Consider the following 23,167-nt stretch of genomic DNA (forward strand, 5'->3'; position numbering starts at 1 on the left):
GGCCCTTATTTTGCTTTCGCTTTATCCAATATCTCAAACCCCTGCCTGACCTCCTCCCCTTCTTCATCCACCAGTGTGATGGTATGCTTGCCCGGCGCGGGCCGCAGCGATATCTGGTGAAAATCTGTCGTAACGCCCACAAAATGCTGGTCCAGGTGCCAGAAGATCTTTGCCGATTGCTGGCGGTGCGTGGCTTTGAACACGGTTTCTCCCAAAGCGCCATCTATTTCCACTGGCACAAATATCCGCGCGGAAGGCCGCGGGTAGATCAGTTCCATGGACCTCCCCTGCTCCAGCTTGTCGCAGCCCGGCTTGAACGGCGGCAGCGGCTCGTAGGCATGCGTGGTGCGGTAAAAATGTTCCATGGCGGGCGGTAATACAAACCAGGGCTTATGCTGCATGAGGTCCGGCGCTTCACAATCCGCGGTCACGCGGTAGCGGCCGGTGGCATCCAGGTGAATGAGCTGGTGATAAGGGCAGGCGGGCGAACGCAGCCCCGCGGACGGCACAGCCAGCGTATCCCTTTCGGTGCAATACTCCCCGGCCCTGTAGCCGCTTTGCCTGCATACCAGCACGGGCTGCAGTTTATCCGCCGGGGCATTGACCGTAGACTGCCCGGGCAACAGCCTGAAGATATCAAACATAACAGGTGCGGCGGCAGACACACCGGTGAGTCCCGGCCTGCCTTCTCCGTCTGCATTGCCCACCCATACGCCCACTACATGCGAAGGCGTTACGCCGATGGCCCACCCATCCCGGAAACCGAAGCTGGTACCCGTTTTCCAGGCAATCCTTTTGGATGAGGCGAATGCCTGCCAGATGAATTCTTCGCCAGGCCGCATTACTTCTTCCATCGCCTGGAAGGTATACCAGATAGCACCTGCATCGAGCACGCCGAAAGGGGAAAGGGAATTGTTGGATGGAAGCGTTTCATCAGGCCGGTAACCGGGCGCATGGTAATCATCCGCATCGTATTTGCCTTTGTATTGCTCAAGATGCAGCATGCTGCGGGCCATGCTGGCATACACGCCGGTCAGCTCCCAGAGCGTGGTCTCACCGCCGCCGAGTATCATGGAAAGACCATAGTGTGCGGCGGGTTTGTTCATGGTGGTAATGCCGAGTTTTTTCAGCAGCAATAGAAAACGGTCGCTGCGGTATTGCTGTAGCAGTTTTACGGCGGGAATATTAAGCGAACGGGCCAGCGCGCGGGAAGCAGGCACGCCGCCGTCGTACGACTGGTCGAAGTTCTGCGGTGTGTAACCTGCTACCTGTGTAGGCACGTCGGGCAGCAGGGTATGGGGCAGCATAAGGCCGTCGTGCAGCATGCCGGCGTACAGCAGCGGCTTCAGCGTGCTGCCGGGGCTCCGCGGCGCCTGGATGATGTCTACAAAGGATTCCAGCTCGGGGTTAGCGGGATTGTACACATTGCCTACGTAGGCCAAAGCATGACCGGTTTCTACATCCAGCACCAGCGCGGCGGCGTTATTGATGCCATTCGCGCGGAGCTGCTGGTGATGGCGCAGGAGTATATCGTTCACATTTCCCTGCAGCTCCCCGTCCAGCGAGGTTTTGAGGCGGGTGCTGCCCTGCTGTTTCTCGCGCGCGTAATCCTGCCGGAAACGGTTCAGCAAATGCGGCGCGAATTGCGGGAGGGCGTGCGGTTTGTCCGGTAAAGGTTCTATGCAGGAAAGCGCGCAGGTACTGCTGTCTATCGTTCCGCTCTGCCAGAGCTTTTGCAGCAGCGAATTCCGTTTCTCCATCAGCGCCTGGCGGTTGCGGCCGGGGTGTATCAAAGCGGGACTGTTGGGCAGCACGGCCAGCGTTGCAGTCTCCGCCCACGAAAGCTGGTCGGGCTTGCGGCCGTAATAACGCCAGGAAGCGGCTTCCAGCCCTACCACATTCCCGCCGAAAGGAGCGTTGCCCGCATATAGCCCAAGTATTTCTTTTTTTGAATACCGGAACTCCAGCCGCGTGGCCAGTATCATTTCAACGGCTTTCTGCCACATGGTGCGGGGCTTGTTGCGGTACAGCCTGATCACCTGCATCGTGATGGTGCTGGCCCCGCTCACCACCCTGCCGCCGCCCAGGTTCTGCCTGATGGCGCGGCCCGTGGCCAGCGGGTCTACTCCCCAGTGATAGAAAAAACGTTTGTCTTCGTAGGCAACAATGCATTTTTCAAATTTCTCCGGCACCAGCCTGTCTGCCGGGAACCGCCACTGTCCATCCTTTGCGATGGCTGCGTTCATCAGTTCCCCTTCCATGTCTTCTATCACGAAAGAAGTAGGCGCCTTGAAAAGTTTTGCCGGCAGCAGGAAATAATACCACAGCAGCAGCCCGGCCAATATGGCCAGGCGCCATTTTCTTTTGATGATCCACTGTTTGACCCGTTGCTGCATAGTATAAGTCCTGCAAAAAAATAAAGGCCGGCGGTAAAAGGATGTTATCCTGTCCCTGCCGGCCTTTGAATGATCTGTCCGGAAGCCGGCTCCGTGTTATTTCGTCACTTCCACCCATTTGCCCGGCGCAAATGCGTGGATGGTATTATCGTACATCGCTTCGCAGGATGCCGCCGGCAGGTAATACCGGCCAAGGTATGCCGCGTTCAGCAACACCTGGTAGGTCACAGTTTTTGTTTCTTCCAGGTTGAAATAAGTATACACACGATCGTCCCTGATATCGCGGTATGTGTAGGGCGACGAAACCAATGTACTGTCGTTGCCCATGAGGCGGGTGTTGATGATCTCCCAGCCTGAAGGGAACACCTGCGTAAGCGCCATCTGCTCGTACATCCCGCGCTTGCCGGGGTTGCGGAGGGTAACGGTGGCCACGAAGTCTGTTCCCTGCTTCAGCTGGTCGGGACTGAGCGGCTTGCCGCTGCGGGTGTTGTATTGCACGTTCATGGCAAGGATGTCGGGATTGTTCTCCGCATATGGGTTCTGTCCTGCTTCCGGCTGCCCGCGCAGGATGAGGCGCACGTATAGTACGTTCTGGCCCTTGTTCTGCAAGGCCGCGGCGCCGCTGCCGGGCCTGAAAGTAAGCGGCGTCTGCGACAGGTATGAATTGGCGTTCACATTGCCGGCCACCCCGTTCAGCGTATAACTGTAAGCCATTTTACTGCCGCCTTTGTTCACCCCGCAGAATTTCGCGATGGCGATCAGTGAGTAGGCAGTGGTTTGCGTACTGTACCAGGTCTCCTTGCCAAGCTCTGCCGCCACCTGCTTCAGCAGGCCGTTGGCAGCGTTGCGCTGGCCCATGAGGGTGAGCGTTTCGAGTATCATCGCTTTATCGCGGAGGTCTGAGCCGAATGTGCCGCTTAATTGCGTGTATGGGGCAACGTTAGTACTGAGCCCTTTGATGAGGGCGTTGGCCGCTTCGGTCTGGCCGGCCATTTTGTACGCGGCTGCCAGGCGCCAGCGGGCGGGGACAGACAGGTGCTGGAATTCCTTCAGCCTGTTCATGGCGCCCAGCTCGGGCGTTTTGGCCAGGGCCAGCAGGTACAGGCGGTAAGCCTGCACCAGGTCGCCGCCGTAATAGGTATAGCTGCTGGGCGACCAGCTCTGCGCCTTGTTGCGCTGGAATTTTTTCCACTGGTCCAGGAAGCCGGGAGGCAGCGCGTAGCCTGCGGCCTGTGCTTCGAGCATGAAATGGCCTGCATAGTTGGTGCCCCATTCGTCTGATTCATTGGCGCCGGGCCAGTAACCCAGTCCGCCGTCCGTAAGCTGGAAGCCTCTCAGGCGGTTGACGCCGGCTTTGATGTTGCGGTCTACTTCTGCTTTCTGCCTGGGGGAAAGGTCCATCAGGTTGCCCAACGCCAGTTGCGGGAACACGGCGGAAGTGGTTTGCTCCACGCAGCCATGCGGGTAACCGATCAGGTATTCAAGCCTTTTGCCAAGGTTCAGCGCGGGAATGGTAGATACTTCCAGCACGCCGGTGTTGGTGCCTGCCATGCCTACCGGCATGAAGTTCGTATTCCACGCGGCGCCGGGCTCCAGCGTATGTTCTATCACATTGGTGAGGTAGGGGTTGGGATTGCGCACGTCCAGCTCCACGTTCTCTTCTGCTCTTTCCTTACCGCTGGTGGCAACGATCTTGAACTTGCCGATACCCACCTGCGGCCTGATCTTCACATCAAAATAAACAAGCTGCTCGCCGGGTTTCGGGAAGCTCACCTGTTTGGTGCTTTCGCCGATCACTTCAAAATAAGGGTTGGAAGAAAGCGTCACATTGGCCTGGCGTACGTGCGGCTCAAGGCCGAACACAGTTACAGGCAACTGGATGGTTTCGCCCGGGCCCAATACCCTCGGCATGGTAGCCAGCAGCATGAGCGGCTTTTTCACAGCGGCGGTTTTATCCGCGTTGCCGTACGCTCCTTCCTGGCCGGCCACCACCATGGCTTTCACGGAACCGATGTAAGGAGGCAGCTTGAAGTTGTGCGTTTTCTTTCCGCCTTTTTCCAGGTGGAAGGGGCCCATGAATTGCACCACGGGTTTGAAGCGGTTGGCTTTGGCAGTGCTGGCGTTCTTGTTCAGCCCTTCGTCGCCCCCGATGCTCAGGATGCGCTCCAGGTCTGCACCCCAGGCGCCGATCACGTAATCGAACAGGTCCCAGGTCTTTACGCCGAGCGCTTCCCGCGCATAAAATGCGCTGTGAGGGTCAGGCGTTTTGAAACGCGTAAGGTCCAGCAAACCTTCGTCTACGATGGCGATGGTGTAGGTCATGGCCTTGCCGCTGGATTCCGACACGGAAATAGACGCGTTGGTTTCCGGCCGCAGCGTGGCAGGCAGGCTGACCACAGGTTTCAGGATGGTATTGGGATCTTCCACCAGTATGGGAATAGTGCCGTACATGCGGATGGGAAGGTCGTTGGCGGTTTGTGCATGCGGCTGCAGCAGGCTTACGTTCACGTAAATATTCGGCGACATGTTCTTCTCCGCCTTGAAGCGGTACACGGTCTGGCCTTTTTCAGTGCCGATCCAGTCGGTTTTCAGCACCTTGCTGCCGGACTCGATGCTGATGAGCCCGCGGCCGCCTTCGCTGCTGGGGATGGTGAGCACAATGTCTTCCCCTACGTTGTATTTCGTTTTATTGGAGGTGAACACAAGCATGGCGGCTTCCGCGGGATTTTCCTTCTGGAGGCGCTCCGCATAGTTCGGCCAGTCGATATACACACTCTGGCCCGTGATGTGCCCGCTTTCCAGGTCTTTCACACGGATGAGGTAACGGCCCCATTCGGGCTGGCGGATCAGCAGCGGCCAGGTGCCCTTGCCGTTCTGCAGGGTTACGGTCTGGGTTTGCAGCAGCTGGTTGTAGTTGTCGTCGGTGAAATTGCTGTAGTCGTTGTCGCTTTCATCCCACCACCAGCGCCAGCGGATCTTGTACAGCTGCACTTCCACGTTGCGGCTGCCGGCCACCAGCTTGCCCGCGGCGTTTACGTTCACGATGCTCACCTGGTGCGTTTTATCGGTCACCAGCATGCCGGTGAGCCGGTCGCCCTCAGGCGCGGCAACACCCACGTAGGAATCGAACACGTGGTAAGGCATGGAGAAATGATCGATGCTGAAATCCCCGCCGGGTTCAAACACTTTCACTTCAAAGTTGGCCTTCAGCACGCCGGGCGCACGTTCGCCAACAGGGATGTTCGCAGAAACGGGCGCTACGCCGTCTTCGTTGAGGCTGGCGTCAAAAATGGTCTTGTTCTCTGTGCTGAAACGCTCGGTAGGATCATCAAAAGTATACCCGTCAAATTTCGGGAAAGCGGTCCGGGATGAGGTGAGCGACACATCTACCTTTGCCTTGAGGCTCTGGGCGGGCGCGCCGAACAGCCATGCGGCGGTCAGCGTGCCTCTCGGACTTTCGTCTTTCACCAGCGATTCCTGGTTCCCGAAGTCCAGCCGCACTTTCAGGCGGTTGGGTTTCACGGTTTCGATGCGGATATTTTTGGTAAAAGTGGCGCCGCCTACTTTCACTTTGGCCAGCCAGCTGCCGGTAGGCGCATCGGCATCGGTAACGGTATGGAAATTATAAAATCCGTTGAGGGCAACATGCTGGTTCAAACGCTTGTACAGCTGGCCTTTCGGGTTGTACAGCTCAAGCATCACGGGGTGGTTGGGTGGCAGCTTCCCTTCTTTGTCTTCCAGCATGAACGTGAGGAAGAGGGAATCTCCGGGCCGCCATACGCCGCGTTCGCCGTACAGGAAGCCTTTCATGCCCTGCTGTACTTCTTCGCCTTTCACGTCAAAACGGCCGAGGGGCAGGGAGCTGCCGTCGTCCAGCTTCAGGTAGCCGCGCTCGGTGTCTTTTTTAGCGACCAGCAGGTAAGGCTTGCGTTTCAGCTCAAACTTCGCGAAACCGTCGCCATCGCTGCGGCTGCTGAAGATCACCTGCTGCTGGTAGTCCAGCAATTCCAGCTCCACGCCGGAAATAGGCTTCGCATCGCGGATGTCTGTAACCGCCACCAGCATGGTATTGTCGTTGCCGCGTTTGGCAATGAGGCCGATGTTGGAGGAAATAATATTGCGGGATGCCCAGCGGGACTTGTTGTAATAGGAATTGGTACAGGCGTTTTCGCGGTCGTCCCAGTTATAACCGTAAGGATAATAACTGTCGTAGCGGCGCCAGAAAGCATCATCACCGTCTATCGCTTCACCGTAATAATCTTCTTCGTCTTCCCGCTCTTCCTCTTCGGTAGCGGCTTTGTCAGGACAGCTATACAGGGCATATTCCTTCCTGAACCCGATGGTTACGCGGTAGATCGCGCCGGGCTCGGTCTTCACCAGCTGCTCCAGGTCCAGGCTGAAGCGGGTACGCCGGTGGAGGTTCACGGATTTGTCCGTATCCAGCCGGATGGTTTTCTGCACTACGGGGCTGCCTACACGGCGAAGTTCTTCATCGCCGTTGAGGTTGTTGCGTTGCAGGTATTGCGGGATATTGTTCTCATAGATCTTCAGCACCACCACATCCACGGCTTTCAGGCCCACTGCGTCGAACGGCATGACGAGCTTTCCGCTTTGCGGCATGATCACGCCTTTGCCGGGAATGCTCACGGAAGGCAGGCGGTTCTCGAAGTTCACGCTGGCGGTGAAGGACTTGTCCAGCCGGTCTTCAAAAGCGCTCATCACGCCTTCGTTCACCACCACGGTGTAATTCCCTTCCAGCCTCGCAGGTGCATATACGCGCACCTCGCTGCCGTCTATCGTATACCGCAGGTCGCTCTGGCCGCTGATGCCGATCAGGCCCTCAAGGCTCTGCGAGCCGTTCAGCGGGCAGCTGAACTGCACCAGTACGTAATCTTCCGGGTCGTATATCGCTTTTATATCCAGTACTTTGAAATCGCCGATGGCCGGCACTTCTATCTCGCGGTCGTCTTTCAGCTCCGAGCCTATGCTTTGCCCGTTCCAGCTGATGTGCATTTTAGCGGCGGTGCTTTTGCGGACGATGTTGCCCACCGTGAATTTATACATGCGCTGGGCCACATCGTGCTGCCAGGTGATATTCGTTTTGGAACCGTCGTATTGCACGGCGATGAGCTTTTCCACGGCCTGCGCATCTTCCACATCCGCGGTGTACACCACGCCGGAGAAACTCATGCGGTCTTTGCTGTTATTGGCGCTTTTCAGGCCCATCAGCTCCACTTCAAAGGAAGGCTTTATCACCTGGAAACCGAACTCGAACACCTTCAGGTCCGCCGGCACTGTCATCACTTTGCCCAGCCTGAACTTTGCCTCGTAGGTCTTGCCGGGCTCCAGGTTCTGATCTGGCCTGAATTCCAGCGTAGTGGCGTCTACCCAGTAGGCTTTGCCTTTAATGGAAGGTGAAAAGGAGAACACGTCGTCTGCCACCAGCTCATTCTGTGCGTGGGTTACATTCACTTCTCCGGCCAGCTGGATGCGGATGGCGCTTTGTTTGGAAATGACGCCGGTTGTATATGCAGCGATGTATTTCGCAAAAGCGGGGTTCACTTCTTTCGCTTTGCTTTTGCATCCTGCCATGAAAGCCGCCATGGCGCAGAGAAGCAGGCATGCAAGTACGAGGGGCCGATTGTTCGGGTGCATAGTGTAGGTTTTTAATGGACGAGATAAAGGTATCGGAAATTAGATCATTTTCCCATTGCGGATACGTAAAAAATGGTTCACAGGTGCAGGCAGTTCTTCTTCGTAGTGCGTTACATAGATCATCGTTACCGGCAGGTATTCGCAGAGGGATTCGATCACATGTTTGAAATGGAGTTTCTGGTGAATGTCAAGCCCCTGGCAGGGCTCGTCGAACACCAGGAGGGGCGGGTTCTTCACCAGCGCGCGGGCCAGCAGCACGAGGCGCTGCACGCTTTCGGGCACTTGTTTGAACTGCGTGGTGGCGTGCCCGTTAATTTCCAGCAGCTCCATCCAGCCGAGGGCTTTTTCGAGCTGTTCCGGGGTGCAGGCGCGCATGTAGCCGATGGTGTCGTAGAAGCCGGAGCCGGCCACCTGTACGCAGGTAGCGTTGGAATCGAAGTACTGGTGCAGCTCGGGAGACACGAAGCCGATCTTCTTTTTGATGTCCCAGATGCTCTCCCCGCTGCCTCTCGGCCGGTCGAACAGGCGGATGCGGTTGGCGTAGGATTGCGGGTTATCTGCATTGATCAGGCTCAGCAAAGTGCTTTTGCCGGAGCCGTTAGGCCCCAGCAGCGCCCATTTTTCGTTGGGGCGGATGGTCCAGTTAATACCGTCAAGAATGGTGTTTTCGCCGTATTTTACATGGATATCCTCCATTTGCACGATATGACCGTAGTCCCGGGGCTGGGCGCCGGCGGTGAGCCGGTGGAGCAGGGAAAGGTCCATATCCATGGCCCTGGCGGGTTCTTCGGGCCGGTATTGGGCCAGGAACTCTGCCCGGGTAAAGGTACCGGCTACACGACCGTCTTCGAGGGCCAACACATGGGTGATGCTTTCGGGGATCTCCATTGGGGAGGTGACCAGCACCACGGCGGTCCCGGAAGCGGCCACATGGTCCACGATCCCGTGAAAGGCTTTACGGCTCTGCACGTCAAGGCCAATGAAGGGATTGTCCAGCAACAGCAGTTCCGGCTTTTGCAGCAGGGCCCGGGCTATCATCACGCGGCGGGTTTCGCCGTTAGAGAGCTTGATCAGCTCTTTATCGCGCAGGTGGCTGATTTGCAGGGGTTCCAGTGCCGGATCGCCGGTCTGGCCGTCCAGGTATTCGTTCACCGTGGGCGCGTCGGAGGAGTCCATGCTGTTGAAACGCTGCTGGTAATAAAAATCCGTGGTATGTGATAAATTTTTGAAATCGTGGTGATGCCCTACCATGGCTATTAAGCGGCGATAATTGAAGTACGGGTCGCTGATTTCATGGGTTTCCCGGTAATGATCGTAAAAATAATGGCGAATACTGCCGTTGATCACATTATTTTTGCCGAGAATTGTATGTAGAAGGCTGGTCTTCCCTGAGCCGCTTTTCCCGGTAACAGCCCAGTGCTCGCCGGAGCGGAGATGCCAGGTCAGGTCAGGAAAAAGGGTTTTGGACTGGTTGCGCACGGTAATGTGTTCCAGGGACAGGAAAGGAGGCTTGCTGCTGTTCATCATCTGATCGGGAAGGTTTCCAGGGTCCAATTTCGGGACTCTCTTTCATAAAACAAACCCCGGGGATTGTAATTTTATCTTAAAGTTTACGCGCGTCATGGGAATTAGCTGGAGTGTCAAAACATTCAACGAACTTACGAACGAGGAACTATACCAGGTTTTGAGGCTTCGCGCCGAAGTATTTGTAGTGGAGCAGGGTTGCAATTACCTGGACCTGGACAATTACGACCAGCAGGCGCTTCATTTGCAGGGGATAAACGAAACGGGGCTGGTGGCTTACACAAGATTGTTTGCCCCCGGCATTAAATACGACATGGCCTCCATCGGGCGGGTCATATCGTCCCCATCCGCCAGGGGAAAGGGTTTTGGGCGGCAACTGATGGAAGTTTCCATTGCGGCGGTGGAAGCCCGTTGGGGGAAAATCCCCATCAAGATTGGGGCGCAATTGTATTTACAGAAATTTTATGAATCTTTGGGGTTCGTACAGAGCAGTGAGATGTACCTGGAAGATCAGATTCCACACATCGAAATGATCAGAGCTTAACATAATTACAGATAATTCAAACACATGACGCCACTCGAACAACTGAATGCGATGTTGCACGAAAAGTATCATACGCATCAGAAAGAGGAATACTCGGTAGAACTGATGCCGGGCCTTTCCGACTCCGAAATTGACAATATCGCCAAACAACTCCGCACCAGACATATACCGGAAGACATCAGGGAGCTGCTGCAGTTCAGCAGCGGTTTCCTTTTTTACGGATTGGACGCCATCACCTTCGACGGCACCCGCGACTTTGACCTGTATAACATGATCCCCAATTCCATCCGGATCGCGGGAGACGGTTACGGCAATTACTGGGTGCTGGACGTGGACCGCGACGGCAACTGGGGCAACGTTTTTTACGTGTGCAACGATCCTGCCGTGATCGTGAAACAGTCCGAGAACATCACCGAATTCCTGCAACAGCTGCATGAATATGGTAAAGAGATCAAAAAATCCAGCATCGACGTGGTGCACGAGATCGTGGTAAACGACATCTGGAACCGTGAAGACGGCCTGATCTCCCGTGACGAGGCCCGTTACTCCGAAGATGCGGAACTGGCTGAGTTCGCCAAGCAGCTGCCTTTCAACTACATGATCGGCGACCTCCGCAACAAACCCGTGGGCAGCGGTTTTGCCTGGGGCAAACATGGCGCGGACAACCGGGGCATCATCCGTTTCCGCGACGGCTACCTTTGGGGTGTAGAGAAAAAGCAGTCCCGTGGCGGCTTTGGCGGCGGCGGTGGACGTGGCGGTTTTGGCGGTGGTAACCGTGGTGGCGGAGGCGGCCGCGGTGGATTTGGCGGTGGCGGCAACCGTGGCGGTGGCGGCTTTGGCGGCAATCGCGGAGGCGGAGGCGGTTACGACCGTGGTGGCGGCGGAGGCCGTGGCGGGTTTGATCGCGGCGGCGGTGGCGGATATGACCGCGGAGGCGGCGGTGGTGGTTACGACCGTGGCGGAAGCGGCGGCGGTGGCTACGATCGCGGTGGCGGCCGTGGCGGGTATGACCGTGGCGGCAGCGGCGGATATGATCGCGGAGGTGGATATGACCGTGGTGGCGGAGGCGGTTACGACCGCGGAGGCAGCGGTGGTGGTTACGACCGTGGCAGCGCCGGTGGCGACGAAAAAATGCCTGAAGAATTTGACAGCTGAGGCCTTCCACGCCTGTACACACTACAGGCGCGATAAGCCTTTACATAATAAAACCGGCCCGGAGCATATGTTCCGGGCCGGTTCCTTTTTATACTGAAGATGGTTATTCTACCTGCCTGGGCCGACCAAAGTACCTGGTAGTTTTCCCCCTGCCTAATCCCGTATCTCCCTCGTATCAAACCCGTATCAAGCCCGGGGATAAAGCTACTTTAAGGCGTGTCTGTATCACTTGTGATACAGGGAGGTACAAAACTGATACAGGTCTATACCCCGCACCAGGAACGGCCGGTCAGAGCCTCGTCTGCTGCTTCACCCTCCACAGCGGGAACAGGTAAGAGATTGTGTATTGCACATCAAAAGCGCTGCCCTTATACCCTTTCCCGTAACCGGGGATCATCAGCGGCGCGAAATCGCTTTTCGCCAGCGAGTTATTCAGCAGGATACGCTCATGCAGGCTCCATCCCAGGTACAGGTGCTTCAGCACTTCCACCTTTACGCCCAGCGACAGTTCTACCCAATGGCCCATTTTAGTAGTAGTAGGCACGCTGCTGGTATAGTTTCCCCAGTAGTTGCTGTGCACGTTATATTCGGGCATTTCGTAGCTGAACAGGGCGAAACCGTATTTGAAGCCGCCATACAGCATGAAGTTCTCTTTCGGCACCTGCTTTTTGAGCAGGTTGTAATTCACGCCTATGGCGATGCCGACGCCGTTGCTTTTGTAAGTATAGTTGGAATCTGAATGATCGGTAAGCCCGTAGCTAATGTCTGCCGCAAAATAAAGGCGGTCGTTGTACCGCGCATCCAGCACCACGGTGGCATCGCGGCGGTACGGCTGGAAGAACGGGATGGCAAAACGGGTAAGGTCCACCCCTACGCGCAGGCCGGCGGGCACCTCCATCGTGATGGTCTTCACCGAATCCTTTTTGGACTGGGCTCCTGCAGTTACCGCGCACAGCAGCAGCAAACTAAAAATGGAGTATGAGCGTATTTTCATTTTCTTCCGTTACTTGCTTACTGGTGATCACTATGGACTTTATGACGTGGTTGGTGGACAATACCGTGTCGATATTAAAATACATCACAACCCCGCAGCCGGCGGAAATAAAATGCGGCTGGCGCGTATAGCGGAAGGTGATGGTATCTGCAATGCGGGTTGAATCGGTCTGGAAATAATACCGGCTGCTGTCTGTCTGCCTGTCCAGCTGGAACTGCATGCCGCTGAGGTTCGGTGCCTTTTTGTAGATGCTGTCTTTATTGAGGGCAAACAGTGTCAGTTTCGGGAAAGCGGTATCCTTTTCGATGTTGTTGTTGTTGGGGTTGGGATAGCGGAACCGGGCGCGCACCTGGGTACGCGTGTCCAGGTCGCAAACCTTGGTATCGTCGTCACAGGCGGTGAGCGCTGTGATAAAACATGCTATCAGCAAAAGATATTTCATATGCAACTTGTTGGCATGGCCGCCTATTTCCTGAGTTCTTTTTTCAAAAATACGGCGGTATGGGATTCTTTGCATTTGCTCACCTCTTCAGGCGTGCCGGCGCAAAGTATCTGGCCTCCGCCTTCCCCGCCTTCCGGCCCGAGGTCCACCACGTAATCCGCTACTTTCACCACATCCAGGTTATGTTCTATCACGAGCACGGTATTACCGCGTTCCACGAGTTTGTTCAGCACGTTCAGCAGCAGCTGGATATCCTGGAAATGCAGGCCCGTGGTAGGTTCGTCGAGGATGTAGATGGTTTTGCCGGTATCTTTTTTGGACAGTTCGGTGGCCACTTTCACACGCTGGGCTTCGCCGCCGGAAAGGGTCACGGCGCTCTGGCCGATCGTGATGTAACCAAGGCCCACATCCTGGAGGGTCTTGATCTTGCGGTAAAGATAAGGCACAGGCTGGAAGAACTCTACGGCTTCTTCCACGGTCATGTCCAGCACGTCGCTGATGGACTTGCCTTTATAACGTATCTCAAGGGTTTCGCGGTTGTAGCGGCGGCCGTTGCATTTTTCGCAGTGTACATACACATCCGGCAGGAAGTTCATTTCTATCACCCTTACGCCGGCGCCTTCGCAAACGTCGCAGCGCCCGCCTTTCACGTTGAAGGAGAAACGCCCGGCGTTATACCCCCTGATCTTGGCTTCGGGCACGGCTGCAAATAACTGGCGGATCTCTGTAAAGAAACCGCAGTAAGTGGCCGGGTTGCTCCGCGGGGTGCGGCCGATGGGGCTTTGGTCTATTTCAATTACCTTGTCTATCTCCTCCAGGCCTTTGATGCTTTTGTAGGGCATGGGCACCAGTTTGGAATCATAGGCATGTTTGGAGAGGATCGGGTAAAGGGTTTCGTTGATAAGGGTGGATTTGCCGCTGCCTGAAACGCCCGTCACACAGGTGAACACGCCCAGCGGCAGCTTTAGCGTAACGTTCTTCAGGTTGTTGCCCGTAGCGCCTTTCAGCTCCAGGAACTTGCCGTTGCCTTTGCGGCGTTTTTCCGGCACAGGTATTTCGCGGATACCGTTGAGATACCCGGCAGTGGCCGTGTCCAGCTTCAGCATTTCATCAGGGTGGCCCTGCGCCACCACGCTGCCGCCGTGTATGCCCGCGCCGGGACCAATATCTATTAAATGGTCCGCATGCAGCATGATATCCTTGTCGTGCTCCACCACGATCACGGTGTTGCCCATGGTCTTGAGGTTGCGGAGCGCGTCTATGAGGCGCATATTGTCCCGCTGGTGCAGCCCGATGCTGGGCTCGTCCAGGATGTAGGTGATGCCCATCAGCTGGGAGCCGATCTGCGTGGCCAGGCGGATGCGCTGGCTTTCCCCGCCGCTGAGCGTGCGCGTGGCGCGGTTCAGCGTGAGGTAGGTCAGGCCCACGTCCAGCAAAAAGCCGAGGCGCTCGCGGATCTCTTTCAGCACATCTTTGGCGATCACATTCTGTTTTTTGTCCAGGCGCTTTTCGATGTCGGAGAACCAAACGGCGAGTTTGCTGAGGTTCATTTCACCCAGCTCGGAAATGTTCTGGCCGTCTACTTTGAACATCAGGCTTTCCTTGCGCAGGCGCGCGCCGTTGCATTCGGGGCAGGTGGAGAGTTTCATAAACCCTTCCGCCCAGTTGCGCACTGCGTCAGAAGAGGTATCGTTGAAATAGCGGCGCACCATGTTCACTACGCCTTCATATTCCGTAGCGTAAGTTTCGGCGCCGTTTTCTTCGAAGCCCATGTCTACCTCCAATTTTCCGTTCTCATCGCCGAACAGGAGCACGTTCATGGCGTTTTCCGGTATCTTTTCGATGGGCGCGGTGAGGGAGAATTTATATTTTTTAGCGAGCTGCTGTATCTGTTTGAATGTAAAAGTATCCCTGGCTTCGCCGAGGGGCACGAGGCCGCCTTCGCTGATGGATTTGCTGCGGTCGGGCAGCACTTCGTCCATGTCTATCTGGTAAATAGTGCCGAGGCCTTTGCAGCGCGGGCAGGCGCCGTAGGGCGAGTTGAAGGAAAAGGTATTGGGCGAAGGTTCTTCGTATGATATCCCGGTATCTTCACACATCAGCTGGCGGCTGTACTGGCTTACCTTATTGGTATCATGGTCCATCACGAACATGAGCCCTTTGCCCATCTGGAGGGCTTTCTGCACGCTCTGGCTGATCCGCGTGCGCGCATCGTCCTGCACCTGTATGCGGTCTATCACCAGCTCGATGTCGTGGATCTTGTAGCGGTCTACCTGCATGCGTTCCTTCAGGTCCAGCACTTCGCCGTCTACCCTTACTTTCACGAAACCCTGCTTGCGCACCTGCTCGAACAGCTCGCGGTAGTGGCCTTTGCGGCCGCGCACGAGGGGAGCGAGTATCACCAGTTTCTTTTTAGGGAAATTGGCGAAGATGTGCGCCATGATCTCTTCTTCGGAAAAGCGCGTCATGCGTTTGCCGGTGTTGTAGGAGAAGGCTTCGCCCACGCGGGCGTAGAGAAGGCGGAGGAAGTCGTATATCTCGGTGATGGTGCCAACGGTGGAACGCGGGTTCTTGTTGGTCGTTTTCTGCTCGATGGAGATAACGGGCGAAAGGCCCATGATCTTGTCCACATCCGGCCTTTCCATATCGCCAATAAACTGGCGGGCGTAGGCGGAGAAACTCTCCATGTACCTGCGCTGCCCTTCGGCATAGATGGTATCGAATGCGAGGGACGATTTGCCGCTCCCGCTGATGCCGGTGATCACCACCAGGCTGTTCTTCGGGATACGGATATCCAGGTTTTTAAGATTATGCTCCCGCGCGCCATACACTTCGATCATTTCCTCCTGTTGCGCTGCCGGGGCGGGTTGTATTGTAGTTTTTTGCTTTTGCTTTGCCATATAGTTCCCGAACACGAATTCAAAGTACTAAACTACGTATTTGTACAGGGAATGAAAAATAAAAAGGACGTTGTGCCGCTGCGAACTAGCCACAGCCTGTTATTCTCCTGATAATCAGCCGTATGGCGGAAAGGGATAATATCAGGAGCGGAAGGACCACTCTTCCGCCCCTGTTTAAAAGGATTATCTGTTATAGACCTGCGGCGTTTGCTGCGGCAGGTATTGATCATACCGGATCACATTGCCATTCCAGGCCCTGCTGGTGATCTTTTCCGCGGCAGGCGGAGGGCAGAGCATCAGCACGGAATCCGGGTCCAGGCTTTCCAGGAAATTGTACCGGATAGGTTTTACTAATTCATGCTGGGTTTGACAGGATACGGTTAACAGAACAACGGCGGCTGCGGTCAGCCGGAGAAAATTTTTCAATTGTTTCATTTTTACATGTGTGTTTTAAAGATTAAAAAATGGACTAACAAGGGCTATCAAAAGCCGGTTAACAAACGAATCATCTTACATCGGTTTTGTGCATACCGCCGCATATCCGTACTGCAGATGCTGCATGTAAAAGACATAACAAACCGCCTGTGAACATGCGCGCAAACGCTCGCCAGGTAAGGCATTCACAAACATCTGCAAAGTGGTGCTGATCAAATACGGTGAGTACGCGGGTACACTAACAAACAAAAAAATTCATCTTTTCAATATTAAGGTTAACGGGCGTAAAATTAAGGAATGTTTCTTTTCACCGGGCACAAAAACCGGGATATTTGATTTGCTAATATGTAAAAATATAAAGGGGTGGAAGTTTGATATTCCACCCCTTACAGTACGGTATAAACGAATTTTTTTAGCCTTTGTATTTCGCAAATGCTGCGATCGCATTATGCCCGCCGAAGCCGAAAGTATTGCTCAGCGCAACATTGATCGTACGCTTCTGCGCCTGGCCCAGCGTGAGGTTCAGCCCTTCGGGGATGTCTTCTCCCAGCTCGCTGGTGTTGATGGTAGGCGGCACGATATCTTCCTGCACCGCCTTGATGCAGGCAATGGCTTCGATAGCGCCGGCCGCGCCCAGCAGGTGGCCCGTCATGGATTTGGTAGCGCTGATATTCAGTTTGGATGCATGCTCGCCAAAGAGGGATTTGATCGCTTTCAGCTCGCTCACGTCGCCCAGCGGCGTGGAAGTAGCGTGCGCATTGATATAATCTACGTCTGTCAGGGAAAGGCCTGCGTCTGCCAGCGCTTCTTTCATACCCAGCTGCGCACCCACGCCTTCGGGATGGGTAGCGGTGAGGTGATATGCGTCGCAGCTCATGGCTCCGCCTACCATTTCGCCGTAGATCGTGGCCCCGCGGGCAATGGCATGATCGTAATCTTCCAGGATCACGGCGCCCGCGCCTTCGCCCATTACAAAACCATCACGGTCTTTATCGAAGGGGCGGGATGCATGCACTGCATCGTCGTTGCGGGTGGAAAGCGCCTTGAGGGCGTTAAAACCTGCAATGCCCGCACGGGTGATCGGACCTTCGGAACCGCCGGCAATGATCATATTGGCCTTGCCCAGGCGGATATAGTTGAAAGCGTCTACCAGCGCACTGTTGGAAGAAGCGCAGGCGGAAACGGTGCAATAGTTGATACCCATCAGGCCATATTTAATGGCGATCTGGCCGGCCGCAATGTCTGAGATAAGCCGCGGGATGAAGAACGGGCTGAACTTCGGTACGAAGTTGGCCTGGGTGAACTCCACGATCTGGTCTTCGAAAGTTTGCATACCGCCGTTGCCGGATGCCCAGATCACGCCGAATTTGCTGCGGTCTATCTTCTCCAGGTCCACCCCGCTGTTCTGGATCGCTTCCTGCGCCACTACCATGGCATACTGTGTGAAAGTGTCCATTTTACGGGCTTCCTTCTTTTCTATAAACGCTTCTATATCCAGACCCTTCAGTTCACAGGCAAATTTCGTTTTGAATTCCGTGGTGTCGAACTTCGTTATCGGGCCCGCGCCACTCATTCCGGCTTTCAGGTTATTCCAGAACGTGTTCACATCATTACCGATCGGTGTGATAGCTCCCATCCCGGTTATCACGACTCTCCTCAGTGTAACAGTACGCATAAGTTTTACTTTAAAGACAAAAGTTAGGACGCAAAGGTAGTCACTTATTATCAGGTTTGTACACACGCATGTAAAATAATCTGCATATACTTCAGATTTTAAATGCGCACAGTATGAAAAAGGTTAAAACTGCAGGTAGATGGGGATCATCGGCTCCAGGGTTTTCACCTCGTTCAGGAACCAGATGAACATCACCATTATGGCCACGGAAGCCCATACAGGCATCATTTCCAGCCCTTCTTCCAATTTCTTTTCAGCCACATTGGGCAGGAAGTGAAGCAAATACCCTATAGCCATAAGCGTGAATACCTGTGGGTAAGCATTCAGCAGTTGCGGCAGCAGATGGCCCTGGAATTCAAAGGCAACCTGGTGCAGCATGGTCCAGGCGCCGCTGAAATGCTCCATGCGGAAAAATATCCAGCAGAAACAAACCAGGTGGAAAGTGAACAGCACTCCGCCCGCCTTCCACAAACCCGCTCTCAGCGGCGTACTGCGCATCCAGCTGCGGGCTTTCTGCCATTGTATCCACACCTTGTCTACCCCCAGCGCCCCGCCATGCACGCCGCCCCAGAAAATGAAGTTCCAGCTGGCGCCATGCCAGAAGCCACCGATCAGCATGGTGAGGAACAGGTTGATGTATTGCCTGACCGTGCCTTTACGGTTGCCGCCCAGCAGGATATAGATGTAGTCTTTCAGCCACGACGACAATGAAATATGCCACCTGCGCCAGAATTCGGTGATGGAACTGCTTTGATAAGGCTTGTTGAAATTCGGCGGCAACTTAAAGCCCACCCAGCGGGCAATGCCGATGGCCATATCGGAATAGCCGGAAAAGTCGCAGTAGATCACCAGCGCATAGGCATATACGCCGAAAAGGCACTCCAGCCCCGTGTACCGCCCCGGGTCATCGAAAATATACTGGACAAAATTCTGGTTGATAAAATCGCTGAGCACCACTTTTTTGAACAGCCCGCTGATGATAAGGAACATCCCTTTCCCCACATCCTTCCTGTCCAGTACGTAAGGCTGCCTGATCTGCGGGATGAAGTCCGCCGCCCTCACAATGGGGCCCATCATCAGTTTCGGGAAAAAGGAAAGGAAAAAGAGATAATCCATGAACCTGTCTACCGGCTTGATCTCCCTGCGGTACACATCCACGGTATAGCTCAGGTTCTCGAAGGTGTAAAAGGAAATGCCGATGGGCAGTATTAGGTTCACCGGGCTGATGTTGCCCGCTGTCACGTCGTTGATGATCTGTATGAAAAAGTTCGTGTACTTGAAATAACAGAGCATGCCCACGTTGATCACCACGCTGAACCACAGCAGGCGCTTGCGTACCAGGTCTTTCTGCTCGGTATGGATGCGGTTGCTGATGTAGAAATCCACGATGGCGGAGAGGATCACCAGCAATACGTATTCGTTGCAGGCCTTGTAAAAGAAGTACAGGGAAAACAAGGTGAACACCCATACCCTGGCCCTTTCGTTCTTCCGCGCCAGCTGGTAGCAAAACAGGAAGGCGGTGAAGAAATAGAGGAAGAACGCACTGTTGAAGAGGATCAATCCCTCTTTGTTGTAGAGCAACAGCGATTTCAGGTTTTCAAAAGACATGGGTTATGGCTTGATGTTTTGTTTGTTCCATTGTTCGTAAGAGGCCAGGATGGCTTCTGCCAGCAGCTGACCCTGCAGCGCATACCCGTAGGCGTTAAAATGCACACGGTCGCCGCTCCAGGCACGGGCAAAACGCGCATCCGCCTTCATGGCGCCGTACAGGTCCCAGTAAGCCCAGCCGTTCTCGTTGCACAGCATGATCATCGCGTCGCGCAGGGTGGTGGCCTGGGATACTTTTACGTAGCTTACGCGGTAGTAAATGCGTTTTTTGCCTTTTCTTTTATAAGGCACCTGGCGTTTCTTCATCATCCCTGAAGGGGGCGTGGTGAAGAGAAAACGTACTTCCGGGTTCCGCTCTTTCATCCTGCCGGTCATTTGCCCGATCTCCTGCCGCAGCTGCGCTGCAGACACTGCGCCGAAAGCCTCGTTGGTACCCAGGGAAATGATGACCAGTTCCGGCTTCAGTATGTTCATCTGCGCGATGGTGGTTCTCCCGTCAAACTGGTTGTAGTGGGAGAACTGCGCGCCGTTTATGCCGATGGCGTGATATAAGATCCCCGGTTCCCCGTTTTCCGCCACCCCGCCGTACAAACGGCTGATGGAAGGAAAATTGAGGCTGATGGTCTCTGTCACCGAATCCATACAGACTCTCACTTCTTTTGCCTCAATCCCCGGTTCATGCTCATACACGACGGCTTCCCCGGCTTCAGGGCGGTTTTCCCCGGCGTTGGCCTTGGGAAGGCCCTGGCCGCCTTCATACCAGAGCTTCAGGCATTTTAGGGGTTTGCCGCTGAAGGTAAGCGCCGACCAGCTTTGCTGCCTGCTGATCATAATGCCTCCCGGGCCCGCCCACTGGCTTACATTCCGGTCCACCATGCGGTCGCTGTTCCATTTCAAAAAACTTCCCCAGCGATAATTGCCAGGGCCATTGGTGCCGGCCAGGTTGTAGGGAAACACCCAGCCCTGGCCCGCATCGCCGAATTCATTTTGCAGCCGGTCCTTCACCGCATCCGGGAAAAAGCCCGCTTGCACGTGCGAATCGCCGAGGTGCAAAATGGGTACCACATTGTCATTGTCCTGCAGCAAACGGTACACGCTGTACAGGCTCGAATCGTTGTACAGGTGCAGGCGCTGTGCGGACGCTGCCGCGCAAATGCCTGTGAATAACCAGACCAGCACCAGGCTCTTACATATCCGCCTGCTCATATTCATCCATGATCGCTTTATATAACAGGGCGCCCACCCTGGAAGCCCCGCGGAAATTGAAGTGCGTGTAATCTTTGTTGGCCATGGCCGTGTCTACCCAGCGCGTCATGGCGCCTTCGCCGCCCATGGCGGAAAAGAGGTTCCAATAGGCAACACTGCGGCTTTCCGCAAAGTTGTGCTGCACTTTCATGAGGGCCTTCACGCCGGGAGCGGTCACGTATTTGCCTTTTTTCTTGTAAGCCTTATCCGCTGTGCCAACAATAAGAATGGAAGTATGCGGGAAATACCGGCGCAGCGAATCCACCACTTTCACCATGGGCTTTTCGTACCAGTCGAACCGGGTGTTTTCCGGCAGGAAAAGCACATTGGCGCCGTAATGCAGCACAATGAGATCGTACGGGCGTACGTTCTGCACCTGGTCCCACATGCTGCGGCTCAGTTTGCCCAGCTCTATGCCGCTGATGCCGCGGAAGGAATAATTATCGAGGAAAATGCCTTTCGTGCTTTCGAAGCATACGCCGTAAAAGAGGAAAGGATCGTTGTTGAGGAATTTGAGGGTGAGGGATTTCTGCGTGGAATCGGTCATGAACGAGTAGGCGTTGATCTTGCCCTTGCCGTCCAGCGACAGGCTTTTGTTGTTCACCACTACGTTGCGGCGGCCGCTGCCGTAAAGCAGGCTCACTTCCTCGAACTGGTCCAGCCGGTGGCGCTTTACAGGCTGGTAGCGCACCCAGCTCTCGGGCGCGGGCACAAAAGCATGACCGGAAGGCCCCAGCTCGGTGCCCGCGGGCGGGTTGTTGCGGAAGTGATAGTCCGTCCAGTTGGGTGAAAAGCTGTGGGAAATGGTAGTACGGAAGCTGGAAACCACGGATGTGGCGGGCACAAAACCAACTCCTTCCCCGCCGAAATAAGCCTGCAGGCTGTCCCGCAGGTCTGCCGTGATCAGGTCCCCTTCTATCATGGAGTCCCCGAAATAGGCGATACGCACTTTTTTACGGCGCCCGGTTTTCAGTTCCTTCAAAGCCTGCATGAAATATTGCATGCCCGCTCCCTGGTTGCCGGCGTTGAAGCCATAGTCCAGGATGCCGGTATAGGTGGCAAAATCTTTGGGTATATGCGCATGCGCGGAATCAGTATCTGTTGAATCAGTCACTGCCGCTATCATGATGGTGTCTGCAACAGCAGCGGGCTTGCGAAGATCGGCCAGTATGTCCAGGGGCCGCAGGGTATAACTGCCGAATGTAAGGGTGTTGTTAACAAGCGAGATCACAGCCAGGCTGAGCAAGGTGCCCAGCACTATCATAAAAGGATAGGGATGTTTGTTTCCGGATGGCATAAGTCGGCATATTAAAAAGCAGCGCGTATAACCGGGCCGGTTATACGTTGCTGCTAAAAAATCGGATACAAATCTATTGTTTTGCCAGCTTTAATTCATCATCCAGTTCATATAATTTATACTTCCGGATCATGGACCTCACACGGCTCACCCAAACATTTCCCGCGGAAGAATATTTGGAATGGATCAGCTTGTCCAGCCAGGCATTATAGTCTTCGTTCCCTCTCATGTCCGGGTACCATTTCCTTTTGAGGATCAGTTTCACGAAGGAACGGTAAGAGGCCGTGTCCGTTTCGAACTCACGGTAAACGCTGCGATAGGTTTCACCGCGTTTGGCGAGATTGTTTTTACCCACTATCCCGAAATGGTTCCTCAGCAGCCGGGCATTCCTGCTGGTTCCGCTGCCGGACTCCAGCATGGCGACGCCCAGGATCACACTGGCGGGCACGCCGGTTTCTTTCATAAGGTTAACAGCAACGGGCGAGAATTTTTTTATGTAATTTTTGGGGACTTTCTGCGCTGAAGCGGCCAGGCTGGTAACCATAAGACCGCTGAGCAACAGGTTTCGTTTTTTTAAGAACATGCGTGTAAATTAAGTGGACCCATCTGCACTGGTAAGGCGTATTCACCCCGCAATATTACAGCAATATGGATACATATCCTGTAATTGATATGTTAATCAGTTGTAATTTAATGCAGGGTCGCGGGTACCGGACTGATTCTCAGGAAGAAGGGAAAGGAAACGGATAATTTGGAAACCGGACAAAAGTAATGTACCTTTGGGTAAAATTACCCATTGTGATCAAACGGCACAGTAAAGCAGATACACCGGTAGCGGCGGCTTATACCGCCAGGGGCAACTTTTCTGTGTCCCAGTTCACCTGGTACCTGCTGGGAGCGGCTAGTTTCATTAAAGTAACGCCCACTTCCACCATCGATGTATTCAGGATCCTTCATGACGGGATCCCCAAAAGCGCGGTAGACCACTTCTCGCAGTTCCTGGATATCCCCATGACACTGATGGCGCCTTTGCTGAACATGTCTTACAAAACCCTCATCCGCAAAAAAGAGGACGAGAAGCTGGAAGACTATGTGAGCAGCCATATGTATGAAATTGCAGCGACCTATGCCATGGCCTTCGGTATTTTCCAGGATGCGGGCAAGGTAACGCGCTGGTTCAATAAGGAAAACAAAGCGCTCAACAATCAAAAACCCTTCGACCTGCTCAATACCCCAACAGGCATCAAGCTCGTTACCCAGGTGCTTGGCCGTTTGGAAGAAGGCGTTTATTCCTGAT

15 protein-coding genes are annotated in these 23,167 nt (G+C 54.7%); 3 read left to right on the plus strand and 12 right to left on the minus strand.

Annotated elements, in window-relative coordinates:
- Positions 1–5: 5 nt before the first annotated feature.
- From pbpC to R3I13_RS02950, 3 genes are all read right to left on the minus strand, one after another.
- Complete coding sequence (gene pbpC / locus R3I13_RS02940) at positions 6–2,396, minus strand: penicillin-binding protein 1C (protein ID WP_346316424.1); 2,391 nt, start codon at positions 2,394–2,396, stop codon at positions 6–8.
- Positions 2,397–2,492: 96 nt separating this feature from the next.
- Positions 2,493–8,051: an MG2 domain-containing protein gene (locus R3I13_RS02945; RefSeq protein ID WP_346316425.1), complete on the minus strand. Its 5,559-nt coding sequence runs from the start codon at positions 8,049–8,051 to the stop codon at positions 2,493–2,495.
- Positions 8,052–8,090: 39 nt separating this feature from the next.
- Complete coding sequence (locus R3I13_RS02950; protein WP_346316426.1) at positions 8,091–9,578, minus strand: ATP-binding cassette domain-containing protein; 1,488 nt, start codon at positions 9,576–9,578, stop codon at positions 8,091–8,093.
- A 94-nt stretch (positions 9,579–9,672) separates the two neighbouring features.
- Here R3I13_RS02950 and R3I13_RS02955 point away from each other — a divergent pair, with 94 nt between their 5' ends.
- Positions 9,673–10,119 (plus strand): GNAT family N-acetyltransferase, encoded by a 447-nt coding sequence (locus R3I13_RS02955; RefSeq protein WP_346316427.1) that lies wholly within the window; start codon positions 9,673–9,675, stop codon positions 10,117–10,119.
- 24 nt (positions 10,120–10,143) lie between these two features.
- On the plus strand, positions 10,144–11,274 hold the full coding sequence (locus R3I13_RS02960) for an SMI1/KNR4 family protein (protein WP_346316428.1): 1,131 nt from the start codon (positions 10,144–10,146) through the stop codon (positions 11,272–11,274).
- A gap of 289 nt (positions 11,275–11,563) precedes the next feature.
- Here R3I13_RS02960 and R3I13_RS02965 read toward each other — a convergent pair whose 3' ends face one another.
- The 9 genes from R3I13_RS02965 to R3I13_RS03005 all read right to left on the minus strand — a co-directional run bounded on the left by R3I13_RS02965 (position 11,564) and on the right by R3I13_RS03005 (position 22,453).
- Positions 11,564–12,268, minus strand: coding sequence for a DUF6048 family protein (locus R3I13_RS02965; protein WP_346316429.1), 705 nt, complete (start codon positions 12,266–12,268; stop codon positions 11,564–11,566).
- On the minus strand, positions 12,240–12,710 hold the full coding sequence (locus R3I13_RS02970) for a DUF6452 family protein (RefSeq protein WP_346316430.1): 471 nt from the start codon (positions 12,708–12,710) through the stop codon (positions 12,240–12,242). Before R3I13_RS02970 ends, R3I13_RS02965 begins: the two co-directional genes overlap by 29 nt.
- A 23-nt stretch (positions 12,711–12,733) precedes the next feature.
- Positions 12,734–15,550, minus strand: coding sequence for an excinuclease ABC subunit UvrA (uvrA, locus tag R3I13_RS02975; protein WP_346316431.1), 2,817 nt, complete (start codon positions 15,548–15,550; stop codon positions 12,734–12,736).
- Between the two features lie 243 nt (positions 15,551–15,793).
- Positions 15,794–16,045: a hypothetical protein gene (locus R3I13_RS02980; RefSeq protein WP_346316432.1), complete on the minus strand. Its 252-nt coding sequence runs from the start codon at positions 16,043–16,045 to the stop codon at positions 15,794–15,796.
- 412 nt (positions 16,046–16,457) lie between these two features.
- Positions 16,458–17,720, minus strand: a complete 1,263-nt coding sequence (gene fabF / locus R3I13_RS02985; protein ID WP_346316433.1) for a beta-ketoacyl-ACP synthase II — start codon at positions 17,718–17,720, stop codon at positions 16,458–16,460.
- A 123-nt stretch (positions 17,721–17,843) separates the two neighbouring features.
- Entirely contained in the window at positions 17,844–19,328 is a 1,485-nt protein-coding gene (locus R3I13_RS02990; RefSeq protein ID WP_346316434.1) for an MBOAT family protein, read from the minus strand.
- Between the two features lie 3 nt (positions 19,329–19,331).
- A complete protein-coding gene (locus tag R3I13_RS02995) occupies positions 19,332–20,534 on the minus strand; it encodes a GDSL-type esterase/lipase family protein (RefSeq protein ID WP_346316435.1) in 1,203 nt (400 codons plus the stop codon).
- Entirely contained in the window at positions 20,515–21,870 is a 1,356-nt protein-coding gene (locus R3I13_RS03000) for a hypothetical protein (RefSeq protein WP_346316436.1), read from the minus strand. The genes R3I13_RS02995 and R3I13_RS03000 overlap by 20 nt, the downstream gene beginning before the upstream one ends.
- A 73-nt stretch (positions 21,871–21,943) precedes the next feature.
- Positions 21,944–22,453, minus strand: a complete 510-nt coding sequence (locus R3I13_RS03005; protein ID WP_346316437.1) for a glucosaminidase domain-containing protein — start codon at positions 22,451–22,453, stop codon at positions 21,944–21,946.
- A gap of 215 nt (positions 22,454–22,668) precedes the next feature.
- On the opposite strand from R3I13_RS03005, the gene R3I13_RS03010 reads away from it, so the two are divergent.
- Positions 22,669–23,166, plus strand: a complete 498-nt coding sequence (locus tag R3I13_RS03010; RefSeq protein ID WP_346316438.1) for an antitoxin Xre/MbcA/ParS toxin-binding domain-containing protein — start codon at positions 22,669–22,671, stop codon at positions 23,164–23,166.
- Position 23,167 lies beyond the last annotated feature (1 nt).

This window comes from Chitinophaga sp. YIM B06452, assembly GCF_039655965.1.
Classification (GTDB): domain Bacteria; phylum Bacteroidota; class Bacteroidia; order Chitinophagales; family Chitinophagaceae; genus Chitinophaga.